This is a genomic window from Corynebacterium pyruviciproducens ATCC BAA-1742 (assembly GCF_000411375.1).
GTDB classification, from domain to species: domain Bacteria; phylum Actinomycetota; class Actinomycetes; order Mycobacteriales; family Mycobacteriaceae; genus Corynebacterium; species Corynebacterium pyruviciproducens.
Window position 1 is genome coordinate 572809 of sequence record NZ_KE150447.1, and the last position, 16239, is coordinate 589047.

At 56.9% G+C, this 16239-nt stretch carries 15 protein-coding genes; 9 read left to right on the forward strand and 6 right to left on the reverse strand.

The window, feature by feature from the left end:
- Window positions 1-3: 3 nt before the first annotated feature.
- The 3 genes from HMPREF1219_RS08940 to HMPREF1219_RS08950 form a co-directional block, all read right to left on the reverse strand.
- Window positions 4-540, reverse strand: a complete 537-nt coding sequence (locus HMPREF1219_RS08940; protein WP_016458590.1) for an LppP/LprE family lipoprotein — start codon at window positions 538-540, stop codon at window positions 4-6.
- Window positions 541-822: 282 nt separating this feature from the next.
- Window positions 823-2436, reverse strand: a complete 1614-nt coding sequence (locus HMPREF1219_RS08945) for an inorganic phosphate transporter (RefSeq protein WP_016458591.1) — start codon at window positions 2434-2436, stop codon at window positions 823-825.
- Between the two features lie 157 nt (window positions 2437-2593).
- Window positions 2594-3529: a D-ribose ABC transporter substrate-binding protein gene (locus tag HMPREF1219_RS08950; protein WP_016458592.1), complete on the reverse strand. Its 936-nt coding sequence runs from the start codon at window positions 3527-3529 to the stop codon at window positions 2594-2596.
- A gap of 540 nt (window positions 3530-4069) precedes the next feature.
- Here HMPREF1219_RS08950 and HMPREF1219_RS08955 point away from each other — a divergent pair.
- Genes HMPREF1219_RS08955 through uriH form a run of 4 tightly spaced genes read left to right on the forward strand, consistent with a single transcriptional unit; the run spans window position 4070 to window position 8421 of the window.
- Complete coding sequence (locus HMPREF1219_RS08955) at window positions 4070-5059, forward strand: LacI family DNA-binding transcriptional regulator (RefSeq protein WP_016458593.1); 990 nt, start codon at window positions 4070-4072, stop codon at window positions 5057-5059.
- Window positions 5056-6012 carry a ribokinase gene (locus HMPREF1219_RS08960; RefSeq protein WP_016458594.1) on the forward strand — a complete coding sequence of 319 codons (957 nt, stop codon included), beginning with the start codon at window positions 5056-5058 and terminating at the stop codon, window positions 6010-6012. Before HMPREF1219_RS08955 ends, HMPREF1219_RS08960 begins: the two co-directional genes overlap by 4 nt.
- Window positions 6013-6036: 24 nt before the next feature.
- The gene (gene uriT, locus HMPREF1219_RS08965) at window positions 6037-7470 is read left to right on the forward strand and encodes a uridine transporter UriT (RefSeq protein WP_016458595.1); all 1434 of its coding nucleotides are present in this window, start codon (window positions 6037-6039) and stop codon (window positions 7468-7470) included.
- Between the two features lie 12 nt (window positions 7471-7482).
- Window positions 7483-8421: a uridine-preferring nucleoside hydrolase UriH gene (gene uriH / locus HMPREF1219_RS08970; protein WP_016458596.1), complete on the forward strand. Its 939-nt coding sequence runs from the start codon at window positions 7483-7485 to the stop codon at window positions 8419-8421.
- 10 nt (window positions 8422-8431) lie between these two features.
- On the opposite strand, the gene HMPREF1219_RS08975 is transcribed toward uriH, so the two are convergent.
- Complete coding sequence (locus HMPREF1219_RS08975; protein WP_016458597.1) at window positions 8432-8704, reverse strand: hypothetical protein; 273 nt, start codon at window positions 8702-8704, stop codon at window positions 8432-8434.
- Window positions 8705-9286: 582 nt separating this feature from the next.
- Between HMPREF1219_RS08975 and HMPREF1219_RS08980 the strand changes: the two genes are divergently transcribed.
- The 5 genes from HMPREF1219_RS08980 (at window position 9287) to rbsK (ending at window position 14184) form a co-directional block, all read left to right on the forward strand.
- Window positions 9287-10216 (forward strand): sugar-binding transcriptional regulator, encoded by a 930-nt coding sequence (locus HMPREF1219_RS08980; protein ID WP_016458598.1) that lies wholly within the window; start codon window positions 9287-9289, stop codon window positions 10214-10216.
- 84 nt (window positions 10217-10300) lie between these two features.
- A complete protein-coding gene (gene deoC, locus HMPREF1219_RS08985; protein ID WP_016458599.1) occupies window positions 10301-10939 on the forward strand; it encodes a deoxyribose-phosphate aldolase in 639 nt (212 codons plus the stop codon).
- Window positions 10936-12264, forward strand: coding sequence for an L-fucose:H+ symporter permease (gene fucP / locus HMPREF1219_RS08990; protein WP_016458600.1), 1329 nt, complete (start codon window positions 10936-10938; stop codon window positions 12262-12264). The genes deoC and fucP overlap by 4 nt, the downstream gene beginning before the upstream one ends.
- Before the next feature lie 12 nt (window positions 12265-12276).
- Complete coding sequence (locus HMPREF1219_RS08995) at window positions 12277-13278, forward strand: DUF4432 family protein (protein WP_016458601.1); 1002 nt, start codon at window positions 12277-12279, stop codon at window positions 13276-13278.
- Between the two features lie 3 nt (window positions 13279-13281).
- On the forward strand, window positions 13282-14184 hold the full coding sequence (gene rbsK, locus HMPREF1219_RS09000) for a ribokinase (protein ID WP_016458602.1): 903 nt from the start codon (window positions 13282-13284) through the stop codon (window positions 14182-14184).
- A gap of 380 nt (window positions 14185-14564) precedes the next feature.
- Here the strand turns inward: rbsK and HMPREF1219_RS09005 are convergent, their stop codons facing one another.
- Window positions 14565-15341: an ATP-binding protein gene (locus tag HMPREF1219_RS09005; protein WP_016458603.1), complete on the reverse strand. Its 777-nt coding sequence runs from the start codon at window positions 15339-15341 to the stop codon at window positions 14565-14567.
- Window positions 15342-15346: 5 nt separating this feature from the next.
- A complete protein-coding gene (locus HMPREF1219_RS12860) occupies window positions 15347-16012 on the reverse strand; it encodes a Mu transposase domain-containing protein (RefSeq protein ID WP_016458604.1) in 666 nt (221 codons plus the stop codon).
- Window positions 16013-16239 lie beyond the last annotated feature (227 nt).

The following is a 16239-nucleotide window of genomic DNA, read 5'->3' on the forward strand; positions in this document are numbered from 1 at the left end:
CCCCTACCTCTGGGGCGGCACCTCTCCGCTCATGAGAACCTTTTGTTGTGCTTCGTCCCAGCGGAAACTCGCTTCGGTTGTACCTGAGTTGAACGCGAGGGATTCCCCTTCCTTCATGTAGTGGTAGGTGACGGCGATCTCGTCGTCGCTGACGCGCGTGATGTCGGCGGCGAAGCCGTACGGCACCAGGGTCGCAGTGCCCAGGTATTCGCCGTAGTGGAAAAGTAGGATGTGGTGCGGCGAAGAGGCGAAGCCTCGTTCAAGCATTACGAATTGCCACGAGAGTGCCGCGCACGGGTCGTATCCGTCGATGTCGAGTGGCTCCCATCCGTACCCGTTCCAGTCCGGAACCTGGGCGATGGCGTTGGCATAGGCTGTGCCGGCGTCGTCTGTTCCGTACTCGTTGTTTGTGGGGTTGCTGTCTGGCTGGGGTGTCGGATCGGGGGTGTGGGCCTCAGGCGCTTCTTGGGTGACCGTGGTGTACAGCGTGACCGGGTCCATGTTCGCTTGGTCGCCCTCGCCCGAGCAGGCGGTGAGCATCGATGCTCACATCATGATGGCGGAGAGTGTGCGGGCTTTTGTCATCGCTTTCCTTTCGCTTTCCGGTAATTTTAGCTTGTCGACGGCCCCTCTCGCCCTCTGCTCCTCCCTCCCGCTCGCCACGCCACACCCAGCTCACGCCACGTAGCAAATGTGACATGTCGAAATCGACCCCCTAATTTCGACACGTTTCCTCGACATGTACACGCCGTGTACATGTCAGGTTTGCTACAGCCCCCTGTATCGGCTCTTGTCTCCACCAAAAGCGGGGCGCCCCGCGTCTTAGAACAGCACCCGCAGGATGGACACGGTCACCGCGCCGATGACGGCGGCTGCGGGAAGCGTGACAACCCACGCGGTGGCGATGGGCTTCATGAGGTTCCAGTTGGCAGCCTTGTTCACCATGCCCACGCCGAGCACGGCGCCGATGAGGATGTGTGTGGAGCTCACGGGCAGGCCCAGAAGCGAGGACCCCATGACCACGGCGGCGGCGGAGAGCTCAGCGGTGAACCCGGAGGAGGGGTGCATCTGGGTGAGTCCGGAGCCGACGGTCTTAATCACGTAGCGGCCGATAAACCACAGGCCGGAGATGAGGCCGATGCCCATGGCCATCATGACGGCGATGGGGACCTCGGCCTCGTCGTTGATTTCGCCGGTCTTGAGCACATCGAGGACGGCAACAAACGGTCCGATGGCGTTAGCAATGTCGTTGGAGCCGTGAGAGAAGGCGAACGCAGAGGCGGTAAACACCTGCATCCAGCTGAACAGAAGGAATGTGGCGGTAGACAGGGACTTCTTCTTCAGTGACTTGGCAAAGATAAACACGGCCATCCACACCACAGCGCCCACCATGCCCATGATGAGGATCTTCTGCAGGCTGGAGAAGTCAATCGGGGTGTGCTTCAGGCCCTTGAACAGCATCATCGCGGTGATGATGATGGCACCAAAGGCGGCCAGCAGCGGCACCCAGTTTTCCAGGGCCTTGTGCGCCTCAAGTTGATCGCGCTTGGCGTTGATCTTGTACAGCTCTTTGTAGTATTCGGATTCCAGCAGCTCGGGGTCGTAGTCCTCCTCGGCCACAAGTGCCGCGTCGCGCGCCATGGCGTTGGTGTAGGAAATCTGCTGGAGCTCATCGAGGCGGGCGAACCTGGTCTTGTGTGCCTGGCGGAGTTCGGCGCGACGCGTCTTAATCTCGCGCAGCTCCTGATCGGCGTGCTCGTTGTACACCAGGATGGAGGTTTTCACCCACTTGAACAGGAGGTATGCGCAGATACCGCCGAGGACGGGGGAGAGCACCCAGGAGATGGCGATCTTGCCAATCTCGTCCCACTGCACCATGCTCCATCCACCCTTGTGGGTGCTAAAACCAACGGTCAGGGCAGCGCCGACGATGCCGCCGACGATGGAGTGGGTGGTAGATACGGGCCAGCCCATGCGGGTGGCTACCAAAAGCCAGATGGCGGCGCCCAGCAGCGCAGACATCATGATGTACACAAATTCCATCGCGTCCAGGCCGTTGATGGCGCTGAGGTCCACAATCCCGGAGCGGACGGTAGCGGTCACCTCCCCGCCGGCAAGCAGCGCGCCGGAAACCTCGAAAATAGAGGCCACCAGCAGTGCTTGTTTGAGTGAGAGTGTGCCAGCACCCACCGAGGTGCCAAACGAGTTTGCTACGTCGTTACCACCGATGTTGAACGCCATGAAGAGCGCGAAAATGATGGCGGTGATGAGAATCACCTTGTTGGCGTCGGCGCTGACGTAGTCAAAGCCCCACATGATCGTCCACACCAGGGCCACGGCGGTGAGCCCGCCGAAACAGAGGTGCCAGCGCCAATCCGTCTTCGTCGTCCCCGTCGTGATATCCACGTCCGGCAACGTCTGAGTTTGGTTGGACATTGCGTTTCCTTCCGTATTCACCCCACACAGGGCGTGAAGCTAACTAAGAGGGGTTAGCTACATAGCTCACCCGGGAGGTTACGTTAGATCCGCAAAGTGACGTTCAGGTGAACTCCAGCTGGCGGCGGAATGAATTTTCCTGTCCAAGACCAAGCCTCTACAGCGGCCGGTACTTCTCAATGTTGTCGCGGGTGACCACCACCACGTTGGTGGCAATCTCCTTGTCAGGCGTGCCGCCGTCCAGGATGGTCCCGGCCTCCTCCACAGCCCGCGCCCCGAGCTCGGAGGAAAGCTGCGCGACGGTGGCGATGAGCTGGCGGTTCTTCACCGCGCGGACGCCTTCCTCGGTGCCGTCGAAGCCGATGACCTTGACGTCCTTCCCCGCGCGCTCGCCAAGCGCTTCCACGGCCCCCAGCGCCATCTCGTCGTTTTCCGCAAAAATCCCGGCCACGTCAGGGTGCGCCGCCAAGAGCTGTTGCACAACCTCCCGCGCGGTCGAGCGCTCAAAGTCCGCCGCCTCCACGGCCACCACGCGGATCTTGGGGTAGCTCGCGATCTTCTCCTGGAACCCGGCGAGCCTGTCCTCGGACGAGCTGGACCCCTCAAGCCCCGTCAGTACGATTACTTCGCCCTGCTCGCGGATCGATTTGGCGAGCTCACCCGCGGCTTCCCGCCCGCCCTCCACGTTGTCGGAGCTGATGTGCGCGGCAACCTCGCCGCCGTTCACCGCTCGGTCGAGCGTGATGACGGGTACCCCCTTTTCATTGAGCTTTTCGACGCTCCCCCTCACCTCATCCGAATCCGTCGGGTTGACGATGACCACCTTCGACTGAGCCTCAGCCTCCGCCAGCTGCCTTTCCTGCACCGCCGGGTCATCTCCGGCATCCACCACGTTGAGGTCCAGTCCCAGTTCGTTGGCCTTGGCCTGCGCGCCGTAGCGCACCTGCAGGAAGAACGGGTTCTTTTCTGTGGACAGAGCAAGCGTCACCGTACGGTCGCTGGCCTCCTGCTCGGGATCGGGGCTAGGGCTGCACGCGCTCACCCCCATGGCGAGCGTTGCGGTTACTGCGAGGGCGAGGAGTTTGTTGGCCATTGCTTTCTTTCTAACTTGAGGTCCTGCATTCAACGCTATGCCCCCCTCGCCTCTAACTCAACGGTTGTGCTGTATCTCACCCCTTTCTTCGCTTTTCGACGCCCTCCTCACGCCTCATCCCACCAACCACCCGGCAATTCACCCGCGGCCCTAAAGTTTCGGCCGCGATGCACATGTAGCAAACCTGACCACCAGGCAAAACGCCTTTCCGCGGCTGCATCGCGCCCTAAACTTTAGGTATCGACGCAATCCGCCGCCATAAAGACGCGCGCCACCGCGCACTAGTTTCCACCCTAAACCGAAAAAAGCGACACCAAAATTCTGGTAGCAAACCTGACCAACTGGGCAAACGCAAAAACGCCCCCAACTTGGTGCCGAAATTTTCGGCACAAAGTTTCTCACCACGCACCTCTCCCGGAGGGGGTACCAGGCGGGGCTAGTGAAAAATGCAACATTTGGCAATTGCTTAGGAGAACGAACAATTCGCGCTACGCTCAGCCATGTAATCGTTTACATTGAGGTCAGCTAAGGAGGCGCACCATGGTAACAACGGCCACGCTAGCCGACGTCGCCCTCAAGGCAGGCGTCTCCACCGCCACCGTTTCCCGCTTCCTCTCGGGCACAAGCGCCGTCGCGCCCGCCACCAAAGCCAAGGTGCAGCAGGCCATGGACGAGCTCAACTACCACCCCAACCGGATGGCGCGAGCCCTGCGGACGCAACAAACCAAGCAGATCGGCGTGGTGCTTCCGGGGTTTGAAAACCAGTTCTTCTTCGAGCTGCTCCTCCACATCGAGCGAGCCGCCCGTGAGCGTGGCTTCGGTGTGCTCATCGCGGGGGATCACAGCCTCCCCGAGTGCCTCCACAACCTGCAAAGTGGCGGCGCGGTCGATGGGATCATCCTGGCCAGCTCGTCGTGGCCGAAGGCCACCCCGCCGAAAACAACAATCCCCATGGTGTGCATCGACCGGCCGCTGCCGGGTGCCCACGCCACGTTCGTCAGCGTCGACAACGTCCAGGGCGCGAGAACCGTCGCCGAACACCTCCTCACGCGGGGAGCGACCACGTTTGGCCTGCTCACGGGCCCGCTATCGATCCCCGCCGCCCAGGAGCGGAGAGCTGGCTTTTACCAGGCTGTCCACGGCGCGACCGTCACCGAGCAGGAAGGCGATTTCACCTCCCAGGCTGGCATCGATTTCGTCGATGCGCTCGACCAGGCCCATCTTCCGGATGCCATCTTCGCGTGCAACGATCTCATGGCTGCGGGCATCGTCAGCCGCCTGCAGGAACACAACCTGAACACGATGGTCGCCGGCTTCGACGGCATTACCTCGGCCACCACCCTGTACCCCCGGATCACCACGCTCGTGCAGCCGCAGGAGAAGCTCGCACGGATGGCCGTCGACAAGCTGATACAGGAGATCGAGGAAACCGGGACGAACAGGAAACGTAACAAGCAACAGATCTACCTGCCTGGGAGGCTCCGGGTGGGGGACACAACAAAAAACAACAATAAGGAGCACAAACAATGAGTAAGGGCAGGGTGTTCGTCGTCGGCAGCGCGAACCTGGACAGGTTCCTCTACGTCGACGCGTTCGTGAGAGCGGGCGAGACCATCTCCTCCACAAGCTCGAAGGAGGCCGTCGGCGGCAAGGGGCTCAACCAGGCGGTGGCCGCAGCGCGCGCGGGCGCGAGCACATGGATGGTGGGCAACCTCGGTAGCGACGGCGCCGCCATGACCATCACCGAGGCGATCGCGGGGGAGGAGAACCTCCACCGTGACTTCCTTACCAGCCAAACGGGTCCGGGCGATGAGCCCGGAACGCCCACCGGTCAGGCCATGATCCAGATCAGCAAGGACGGCGACAACGCCATCGTCCTCATTGCCGGCGCCAATGCCACCATCACAACCGAGCACGTGACCGAAGCGCTCGAGAGCCTCACCAGCGCCGACGTCGTCGTCTGCCAGCGCGAGATCCCCGATCCCGTGACGGGGCACGCCCTCGCGCTCGCCAAGGAGAAGGGCGCGACCACGGTCCTCAACCTCGCGCCCGCCACCGCCGACACCTCCCTCCTCGCGCACGTCGACCTCCTCATCGTCAACGAGACGGAGGCCGCCACACTCCTCGGTTCCACACCCACAGCGCCGGAGCCTGAGACGGCGCTCGCCGGCGCCATCCACCGCCGTTTTGGCTTGTCGACGATACTCACCGCCGGCCCCGCCGGAGCCTACATCGCGGCCGGAGGCGAGACGACTCACATACCCGCCATGAACTGCGACGTCGCCGATACCACCGGCGCCGGCGATGCCTTCGTGGGGGCGACCGTGGCCCTGCTTGCCGAGGGCGCCGATCTCACCCGCGCCGCCTCGTACGGCATCGCCGCCGCCACCGCCGCGTGCTCCGCGCCGGGCGCGCAGGGCTACACGCAGCGCCGGCAGGATTTCGACGTACTGCTTGCTAGCAACCCACCACAAGACCAATAAATATCAAGAAAGGAGTGGTGCCCCATGTCATCACAGACCCCCACACCACCCACAAACATCCCCGGGACGAAAAACGTCGTCCCCCTCATGGCGGCGCTTCTCACGGCAGTGTTCGCGTTCCAGCTGAACGCGTCCATGCTGTCGCCGGCGCTTGCCACGATGGAGAAGGAACTTGACGCCACCTCCGCGCAGATCGGGCTCACGCAGACGGCGTTCTTCACCGCGGCGGCCCTGTTTTCCCTGTTCCTGCCCCGCTGGGGCGACCTCATCGGCAGGCGGAAGGTGCTCATCGGCATGATGGCGGTGACGGGCCTTGGCTGCCTGGTGGCGGCGTTCGCCCCCAACGTCACCGTGTTGTTCTTAGGGCGCGTGATCCAGGGCGTGGCGGGCCCCACGGTGCCGCTGTGCCTTATCATGCTGCGCCAGCAGGTGGCCAACGAGAAGCAGTACGCCCTCCTGCTTGGCATCATTACCTCGGTTAACGGCGGCATCGGCGGCGTGGATGCGCTCGCCGGCGGGTGGCTGGCGGGCCACTTCGGGTTCCGTTCGATCTTCTGGGTCATGGCGGTCCTGTGCGTCATTGCTGTCGTCACCGTGCGGCTCGCCACCTTGGAGTCCACCGCGGAGGAGACGTTCCCCATGGACTGGAAGGGCGTGGCGCCACTGGCCATCGCCATCGGCGCGCTCCTCACCGCGTTTAACGAGGCCGGCAAGATCGAGGCCGCCAACTGGCTCCTCGTCGTCGCCCTCATCGTCATCGGTGCGATCGGTGTGATTGTGTTCTGGAAGATTGAGCAGAAGGTGAAGCACCCGTTGGTGACGGTGGAGTATATGAAGCAGCGTCGCACGTGGGCGCTCCTCCTCACCACACTGCTCACCATGACGGGCGTGTTCGCCATCATGAACGGGCTCGTCCCCAACCTGGCCCAGGATGCCACCAACGGCCCGGGGATCTCCGCGAGCACCGTTTCCTGGTGGACGCTCACCCCGTACGCCCTGGCAGGCCTCGCCTTCGGGCCGATCGCCGGGATGCTCGCCGCCAAGTTTGGCTACAAGAACGTCCTCCAGGTGGGCATCGCCGGCACGCTCATCGGTGTCATCGGCGCCATCGTCATCGCCGGTCACCCCACGCGCGCGGGGTTGCTCGTCATCTCGCTCTTCGTCGGCATCACCTACGCGGGCATCGCCAACATCATGCTCAACGGCCTCGGCATCGTTCTCTCGCCCGCAGATAACCAGGGCTACCTGCCGGGCATGAACGCCGGCGCGTTCAACCTCGGCGCGGGCGTGTCGTTCGCCATCCTCTTCGCCGTCGCCACCATCTTCGCCGATAACGGCGGTGGATACATCGCCGGCATGGTCACCGGCGCGATCCTCCTGGTGTGCGCCCTGGCCACCTCATTCCTCATCCCCCGTCCAGAAACAATCTCCGATACGCTCGCAGCGCAGGTTGCGTAGAAAGGTTCCCCCATGCACAAGATCATTCTCGACTGCGACCCCGGCCACGATGACGCCGTCGCCATCCTCCTGGCCGCCGGCAACCCCGACATCGAACTGCTCGGTGTCACGACGGTCGGTGGCAACCAGACCCTGGACAAGGTCACCCTCAACGCCCGGCAGGTCCTCACCATCTCCAAGCTTCTCGACGTCCCCCTCTACGCCGGTGCGACCCGCCCACTCGTGCGTCCGGTGGAGGTGGCCGAGGACATCCACGGCGATACCGGCATGGAAATCCACGGCTATGAGCTGCCCGAACCCCGGGTGGATGTGCAGCCCGACCACGCCGTGCAGTTCATCATCGATACTGTCATGTGCGAGGAGCCCGGCACGGTGACGCTCGTTCCCACCGGGCCGCTGACCAACATTGCTTTGGCAGCCCGCCTTGAGCCGCGCATCGTTGAGCGCGTGAAAGAGGTCGTCCTCATGGGTGGCGGCTACCACGTGGGCAACTGGTCTGCTGTTGCCGAGTTCAACATCAAGATCGACCCGGAGGCCGCCCACATCGTGTTCAACGAGGCGTGGCCCGTTACGATGGTGGGTTTGGACCTTACCCACCAGGCGCTTGCTACCCCCGAGGTGGAGGAGAAGTTCACCGCCCTGGGCACGGATCTTGCGGATTTCGTCGTCGCCCTCTTCGCCGCCTTCCGCAAGAACTACCAGGACGCCCAGGGCTTCGACGACCCGCCGGTCCACGATCCCTGCACCATCGCCTACCTCATCGATCCGTCCATCGTGCAGACCCAGAAGGTGCCTGTTGATGTGGAGCTCACCGGGGCACTGACCACCGGCATGACGGTCGCGGATTTCCGCGCCCCGGCCCCTGCCGATTGCCACACCCAGGTGGCCACGAAGCTCGACGCGCCGAGGTTCTGGGACTTGGTGGTTGATGCGGTGAAGCGGCTGGGGTAGTGCGCTGCGGTCACTGACCAGACGTTTTGTTGAGGGCCTCGGGAATCGTCATCCCGGGGTTCTCTTCCCGTGGTGCCTTGGCCTCCTCGAGCTGCTCCCTTGAGACAGGCTTGCCGTTCCACTTTTCGGTGCTTGCGGGGGATTTGCTGTCCTTGTATAGGCGGATGGCCTCAAAGGCGAGTATTGCGACCAGAGGAATCCACGTAAGCCACACTGGATCACGCGTGAAAATCAGGTTCAGCACCAGGGCAATGATGGCGGCCCAAATCAGGGCTCGTTCCATGGGGAGACCCCTATTCGTTGGGGTTGAATACCCGTGTAATGCTAATTAAAAGAGGGGTAGATCCGTATAATTAGGAAGATTGAAATATTAAGAGGGTAAGCGGAAAAGCTGCTGAACGGAAGTCGTCCCTTTTAGGAGTGGACATGATGTTCATGGCAGGTGTTGAAACCGAATTATTATAAGATTCAACCATTGTGAAGGTGCTTTTCTGGAGCCTCGATCGTGGTCGGTTCTCTCGATTTTCTCATCTAATGGTCAAAATAAAATTTTGAATTGTTTTCTACCGGAAAAGACCTCACTAGTTGAATGATATGAAATGCTAAACCACAACTATCAGGTGTGTGATTAATAGATTATGTGCTCAATGCTGTAGCTAGTGCTTCCTGAGTTAGCGATACTGTGAAACGGTAAAAGTACGACAAATAAAGATAGAGCACTAGTGGTAAGAACTGTCGAAGTTCTCAAAATGTAGCGCATGCCTAAATCCAGCGAAAGTATTCGGTTGTTCTTATTTCAGGTGTTTAACAACTGTCGGTTACAGTTTGCTAGTTCTTGAAAACTACCGTGAGGAGTGTCACCAAGATGAATAAGCGTGAAATATTGGCGATCGACGCTGCCAAACTTTACTACTTAGAGGGTTGGTCACAAGCCCGAATAGCCAAGGCGTTTGGAATTTCACGCCCTACGGTTTCAAAACTACTATCGCTATCCCGCACGGAAGGGTTCGCCAGGATCGAAATAAAAGATCCGCGAAAGATGGGTAAAGCGTTAAGTAGGGAACTTGAGCTCAGATACGGCCTTAAGGAGGCCATGGTCGTATGGGAAAACGGTGGAAACGTATTAGAAAGCGTTTGTAAAACAGCAGCAGAAGTCCTTTCAGAGCTAGTCAAAGATGGTGATTCAATTGGTATCACGGGTGGTCGAACGATTGGAAGCGTTGGAAAGAATCTGGCCATTCTCGACCGAGTCGGTGTGAAAGTTATTCAGCTTAAAGGCGGAATTAGTTTATCTAATTCGGGGGAAAGTGATTGGGGGACAATCAATTTTTACCGAACTGCATTTAACGCGGAAGCGATTGTACTTCCTTTACCGGCGGTGTTTAAGAGTGCGCAGGTGAAACGTCTCGTTTTGGAAGAGCCTTTCATTTCGTCGATCTGCGAACAGGGTGCAAACGTAGACATTGGTGTGTTCACGGTCGGCGCAGCTCGAAAGGGGTCGAATCTATTTAGCTCCGGTAACTATTCTAAAGATGAGCAGGAAAAGATTTTACGGGAAAGCGTCGGGCATATTTGCTCTCATTGGGTCGACAGAGAGGGGAAAATCTGTTGTCCAGAAGTTGACGAACGCACCGTTGGGGTGCCCCTGGATGCGGTTCGTACGTTCCCTGTTCGGCTTCTCGTTGCAACTGGTTTGGCGAAAGTTGAGATTTTAGAAACAGCTCTGAGCTGCGGAATGGCAACTCATCTCGTCGTTGATCAAGTTACCGCCCAGGCTGTGTTGAACCTCACATAACAAATGTAAAAAAAGCTCTTGCCTTTCGTGTCGCCGATCCATAACATTTGTAATCAGACGAATTCACAAATGGAAAGGTATGTGATGGAGAAATCCAAGTACATCGATCACACGTTGCTCGCAGCCACCGCGACCGAGAAGGAAATTGACACCCTTGTAAACCAGGCAATCGAGCACAACTTTGCCTCTGTTTGTATTAACCCAACATGGGTTGCCCATGCAGCGGAACTGCTCAAAGAATCCGACGTAAAAGTTTGTACCGTTGTCGGGTTCCCACTGGGAGCCAACACGTCAGAGGTGAAAGCCTTTGAGGCGAAGACGGCTGTGAAAGATGGTGCAGATGAAGTCGATATGGTGATTAACATCGGAGCGGCTTTGGATGGCGACTGGAACTTCGTTGAAAATGATGTCCGCGAAGTTGTGGAGGCCGTTTCGGAATCCACGATCGTCAAAGTAATCCTCGAAAATTGCTACCTCGACAATGAGCAGATCAAGCACGCGTGCTTAGCCGCGAAGGAAGCCGGAGCTGACTTTGTAAAAACCTCCACTGGTTTTGGAGCGAGCGGAGCTAAGGCAGAAGACGTCCGACTCATGCGTGAGACTGTTGGGCAAGAAATGGGAGTCAAAGCCGCCGGCGGCATTCGTACACCGGAACAGTTCCAGGACATGGTTGATGCGGGAGCCACCCGAATCGGGACGTCAAATGGAGCTAAACTGCTATGAAAGCACCGATTGTAAACCCTGCTAAACAAGAGGAAGATGGATATCTCGATCGGATTCCATGGTTTCAATTCATATTGATTTCAGTTTGCTTCCCGATGTGGGGAGCAGCGGCCAGCTTGAACGATATCCTCATCACGCAGTTTAAGTCGATCTTTACTCTTTCGGATTTTGCTTCCGCGTTTGTTCAATCAGCTTTCTATGGTGGGTATTTTCTCATCGCCATTCCCGCCTCGAGAGTAATCAAGAAGACCTCATACAAAGTCGGTGTCATGATCGGCCTCGCAGTCTACATCCTCGGATGTACCTTGTTTTTCCCGGCCTCCCACATGGCAACCTACAGTGTATTCCTCGTGGCACTGTTCGCTCTCGCTATTGGCCTGAGTTTCCTGGAAACCTCATGTAACACCTACTCAACGATGCTTGGGCCCAAAAAGAGTTCAACGCTTCGTCTCAACATTTCCCAAACGTTCTACCCAATCGGCTCGATCACGGGCATTCTCCTTGGGAAATACCTCGTATTCACCGAGGGAGGTGCACTAAAGCAGCAGATGGCTGCAATGGCTCCAGAAGAGCGAGTCACCTTTGGAGAGCAAATGTTGCAGCGGACTCTGCAACCGTATCAGTACCTCATTTTGATTCTGGTGGTGCTGCTCACTGTTGTGGCACTGACCGAAATGCCGGCGTGCAAACCTCTTCAAAATCTCAGCGAACAGGCCAATGCTACTATTGGCGAAACTCTTAGGTATCTCCTCAACAACCGTCGTTTCCTGCAAGGAATTCTCGTACAGTTCCTTTACGTCGGTATGCAAACTGCAGTGTGGTCCTTCACTATCCGCCTTGCACTGGAACTTGACCACAACTTGAACGAGCGTAGCGCGAGTACATTTATGATCTTCTCTTTCATCGCGTTCTTCATCGGCAAATTTATTGCAAACATCTTGATGTCTAAGTTTGATCCGAACCTCGTGATCGTAGGGTACTCAGTACTAGGTTGTATTAGCCTGCTGTACGTCATGTTTGTTCCGAACATGACCGCCGTCTGGGCCGCAGTTGTCACCTCTGGGCTGTTTGGGCCTTGCTGGGCAACAATTTACTCCCGCACCTTGGACGCAATTGAAGATAAGCGTCACACGGAAACAGGTGGAGCTGTCATTGTGATGTCAATCATCGGTGGAGCGGTAATTCCACTACTTCAAGGTTTGGTCTCGGATATGACAGGATCCATGCAGATCGCTTTCTCTGTCAGCCTCGTTTGCTTCGCCGCAGTTCTAATTCACTTTGTCTCTCTGTACCAGAAGTCCAAGCGGTACAGGGTGTTGGTTTAAAGGAGAATCGACATGGTAACCAAAATTAATCTGGCCCGCGAAAATTTTCCACGGAGCGAGACCGTCCTCCTCGAGTCGGATAAGTTTGAGGTCCGAGGCTGGACATATCCAACCGGGATTGAATCCGTAAAACTGAGTTCTGACAGAGTCACAGTAGAGGTTCTTCCATTTATGGGGCAAATTCTCTGGAATGTGGAGGTCGATGGAAAATCGCTCCGGATGGAGAATATGTTCACGTATCCTCAGCCTGCCACTGAAATCACCGACACGTACGGGTGCTTTGCTTTCCACTCGGGGCTCCTATCCGCTGGATGCCCGGGACCTGAAGATACCCATCCTCTCCACGGGGAATTCTCCTGCGCACCGTTCGGGGAAGCGTGGATCGAGGTCTCTGAAGACACTATCGCGATCAGTGGAAGGTACGAGTACACCAAGGGATTTGGCGATCACTACGAGGCCAAGCCTGTTGTACGTCTGCACGCTGGGGAGAGTTTCTTCGATATCGATATGGAGGTTACTAACCTCAGCAAATATCAGCCGATGCCTCTGCAGTACATGTGCCACATGAACTACTTGTACGAAGATGGCGCAAAATTCGGTGGTAGCTTGCCTGATAGTGCTTTCACTGTAAGGAGCTCGATTCCTGATCACGTGCATCCAACAGATGAGTGGCGCGAGATGCTCGATGGTTTGATTACAAATCCGAAGGTCGAAGAGCTTTCGAAAGCTACCCACTATGATCCAGAGATCGTTTGGTTCGCGGATAATTTGCCTCAATACGGTGAGGAAGTCTCCGTCACAATGGGGGATTACTTCATTGAATTCCCGTCTAAAGATTTCAATGTCGGTACACGCTGGATTCTACATAACGCGGATCAAAAGGTTTGCGCGTTCCTGATCCCCGGCACTTCCCGTCCAGAAGGAGCTGCGGCAGCTCGTAAGGCTGGAACGATGATCGAGTTGAAGGCCGGAGAGACACGTAACTTCCATGTTCGTACAGGCAAAAGGAGCTAAGAAATGATTGCAGTTGTCGGATCCAATATGGTCGATCTAATAACCTACGTCGACCGCATGCCTAAGCCGGGCGAAACCGTTGAGGCTCCTGATTTCCAGATGGGTTGCGGTGGAAAGGGTGCTAACCAGGCCGTTGCAGCAGCACGTATGGGGGCCGATGTCCTCATGGTGACACGCGTAGGTAACGATAATTTCGCTACGCACACGAAGGAAAACTTCGCTGCCAACGGGATTTCCACGAAGTATGTATTGGATACTGAAGCCACGAGCGGTGTTGCACCAATTTTCGTGGAAAAGAGTTCGCAAAACTCGATCCTCATCGTCCAGGGCGCAAATGCTCACCTCTCTCCTAAAGATGTAGAAGCTGCCAAGGACGATTTGGCAAAATGCAGTTTGATCGTGATGCAGTTGGAGATCCCGCTGGAGACGGTGTACTTCACCATCGAGTTGGCAGAAGAGCTCGGGATTCCTGTAATCCTGAATCCTGCACCAGCTAGCCCCAATCTCGACATTGAGAAGATTCTCAAATGCGAGTACTTCCTACCCAACGAGAGCGAGCTCGGCTTAATCACCGGAATGCCCGTGGACTCCATCGACCAAATCCGCATCGCAGCGCAATCGTTGGTTGAAAAAGGCATGAGGAACGTTATCGTAACGCTCGGCTGCCGCGGCGTAATTTGCCTGAACAAAGACGGAGTATTCGATCTACCTGCCCACGAAGTTGAGGCCCTGGATACGACTGGAGCAGGCGATGCCTTTATTGGTTGCTTCGCACAGTCCCTGGATGCAGGATTTACCCTTCGAGATTCTCTGAAGCGAGCCACCTTCTACGCTTCGGATTCAGTAACGCGGCGTGGTACGCAGTACTCGTACTCTCTAGCTGAAGATTTGGATTTTCCTGTCTAACATTGGAATCAACCGTTGAAAAATTGGTCTTTCCTGGTGATGACCTTGACAAGAAAGACAGCTGTAAATTTTCCTTTCAAAAATTGGATCGTGTCTTAACAGCAACAGATTGGTTCCGTGCTTGTTAGCACCTGCAGAATGCTTCTCTGCTCGAGGTCACTGAGGCTGCCCCACCTCTAGAAGGTGGGGCAGCCTTTTGTATTAGCTGGGATTTCGAGATGGCTGATATCCCTTACGCTAGATCATCCTCAAAGAAATCATCGTCGATATCGTAGAGGCTGTCAGATGCGGTTAGTTGGTAGGGACTTTCTGGAGAGTTGGTAGGGGTGGTTTCCGGGTTGTTGGTAGGGGCAGTTTTTGGGCTGCCCCCTTGGTTTTTGTTATTGGGGTTCGGGTGGTGTCAGTGCTTGGCGGATGTCGTAGTCACCTAGTTGGATGCGGTGGCCGTTGTTGAGGCGGCTGACTAGTGAGTCGGCGCCGACACGGTCTGGGAGGGCTTGTAGCCAGTAGGCGGCTGTGGATTGGGAGGAGACGATGGTCGGTAGTCTGCCGTCGCGGTCGAATATGATCTTGGTTAGGTCTTCTTGTCCGCGCTGGTTGATACCTATGGTGAGGAAATCGTCGATGATGAGCACGTCGACGTTTTTCAATTTTTTCATCGTGTCCAGGTATTTCTCGTCGGTGGGTGAGAAGACCGCAAGCGTATCGACGAGTTGATCCAATCGGTAGTAGGCCACGGTGTATTCGTTGTGGCAGGCAGCTACACCGATTGCGCAGGCGAGGTAGGTTTTTCCTGTGCCTGTGGGTGCGAAGATGTGCAGGTTGGTGGGGGTTTCCCGCCAGTTGGTGGCAGCGAGGCGTTTCAGTTGGCGCATGTTGATGCCTCGCTCTTGCGGTCGGATGATCTCGGCAAGGGTGGCATCCGGGTAGCGAAAGCCTGCACGGTCTATGGCTTTGCCAATGTTGGGTTGGCGGAGTTGTTCGAAGGCTTCATCGACTGCTGCGAGGAACACGTCCTCGGGGAGAGCATCGGCGTAGGTGTCCTCTGTTGCCAGTTTGAAGAAGATGTCACCGAAGGTGGATACCCTAAGGCTTCTCATTCTTTTTCTCTTGTTTTCATCAACAGCAAAAGCGTTGTCGACGTTGAGGGTTGTCATGGTTTTTACTTCTCCTTGTAGTGGTCTACGGGGCGGATGAACACCGCATCGTGAAGGTCAGGGGTGATTGCCACCGCTTTCGTGCGCATGTGGTCTGTGGCTCGGCCAGTATCCTTGTTTCGTGCGGACGCACCCTCTGGGATGGTTGTGTGGGCGATATCTGTTTGGATCCTTTTGATCACACTGAAGGTGGGGACAAGCTTTTTATCCAGGACTTGCTGGCATGCTGGTTCCAGGGTGGCCTTGTGGTGTTTTTTGCCCAGGTTGGCAAGCACATTACGGGCCTGGATCAACCCGCGTGGAATCGCCGCACTGTTACGGGCAAGAATCATCTCCACCACCTGTTGAGTTGCAGGTCCAAACGATGATGCCCAACGAATAAGCTCATCACGGGTTAAGGCCTTGTGGGTGGTGTCTTGGCCATGAGGACTGTGTTGCGGATCGGTGGAATACCGGTATTTAAACCCCGTTAGACGTGTGTGTTCTGCCACCAGTAGATCCCCATCAAAAAGGGAGACAACCTGTGGGGTGACACGAGCAACAAGTGTTTTCCCGATCAGGGTGTACGGCACTGAGTAGTACTGGTAGTCGCAGGTGACATGCCAGTTGCGGTCCACCTTCAACCGTTTCCACACCACTTGGGTAAAAGGCGTCGCTGGAAGATTACGCATCACTGGTTTTCCTCCAGATCAAACCTCTGCCTTATGGTAGTGCCATCAGCCCGTGTCATCACGGTGTTGATGTCTTCCACCCGGGTAGTGATCGCTCATTAAGGTCTTCCAAACTGTGGAAAACCTCCCCGTCGAAGTACCCCAGAATCCTTTTATAGGCGATGGACACAGCGCGTTCTACTGCTGCTTTATCCCTCGGTCTTCCTGGCCTGGTCGGCACAATTGTG

What these genes read in the sequence shown, in the direction of transcription:
- HMPREF1219_RS08940 (WP_016458590.1), bottom strand. Translation starts at nt 540, where the DNA reads ATGCTCACCGCCTGCTCGGGCGAGGGCGACCAAGCGAACATGGACCCG.
- HMPREF1219_RS08945 (WP_016458591.1), bottom strand. Translation starts at nt 2,436, where the DNA reads ATGTCCAACCAAACTCAGACGTTGCCGGACGTGGATATCACGACGGGG.
- HMPREF1219_RS08950 (WP_016458592.1), bottom strand. Translation starts at nt 3,529, where the DNA reads ATGGCCAACAAACTCCTCGCCCTCGCAGTAACCGCAACGCTCGCCATG.
- HMPREF1219_RS08955 (WP_016458593.1), top strand. Translation starts at nt 4,070, where the DNA reads ATGGTAACAACGGCCACGCTAGCCGACGTCGCCCTCAAGGCAGGCGTC.
- HMPREF1219_RS08960 (WP_016458594.1), top strand. Translation starts at nt 5,056, where the DNA reads ATGAGTAAGGGCAGGGTGTTCGTCGTCGGCAGCGCGAACCTGGACAGG.
- uriT (WP_016458595.1), top strand. Translation starts at nt 6,037, where the DNA reads ATGTCATCACAGACCCCCACACCACCCACAAACATCCCCGGGACGAAA.
- uriH (WP_016458596.1), top strand. Translation starts at nt 7,483, where the DNA reads ATGCACAAGATCATTCTCGACTGCGACCCCGGCCACGATGACGCCGTC.
- HMPREF1219_RS08975 (WP_016458597.1), bottom strand. Translation starts at nt 8,704, where the DNA reads ATGGAACGAGCCCTGATTTGGGCCGCCATCATTGCCCTGGTGCTGAAC.
- HMPREF1219_RS08980 (WP_016458598.1), top strand. Translation starts at nt 9,287, where the DNA reads ATGAATAAGCGTGAAATATTGGCGATCGACGCTGCCAAACTTTACTAC.
- deoC (WP_016458599.1), top strand. Translation starts at nt 10,301, where the DNA reads ATGGAGAAATCCAAGTACATCGATCACACGTTGCTCGCAGCCACCGCG.
- fucP (WP_016458600.1), top strand. Translation starts at nt 10,936, where the DNA reads ATGAAAGCACCGATTGTAAACCCTGCTAAACAAGAGGAAGATGGATAT.
- HMPREF1219_RS08995 (WP_016458601.1), top strand. Translation starts at nt 12,277, where the DNA reads ATGGTAACCAAAATTAATCTGGCCCGCGAAAATTTTCCACGGAGCGAG.
- rbsK (WP_016458602.1), top strand. Translation starts at nt 13,282, where the DNA reads ATGATTGCAGTTGTCGGATCCAATATGGTCGATCTAATAACCTACGTC.
- HMPREF1219_RS09005 (WP_016458603.1), bottom strand. Translation starts at nt 15,341, where the DNA reads ATGACAACCCTCAACGTCGACAACGCTTTTGCTGTTGATGAAAACAAG.
- HMPREF1219_RS12860 (WP_016458604.1), bottom strand. Translation starts at nt 16,012, where the DNA reads ATGCGTAATCTTCCAGCGACGCCTTTTACCCAAGTGGTGTGGAAACGG.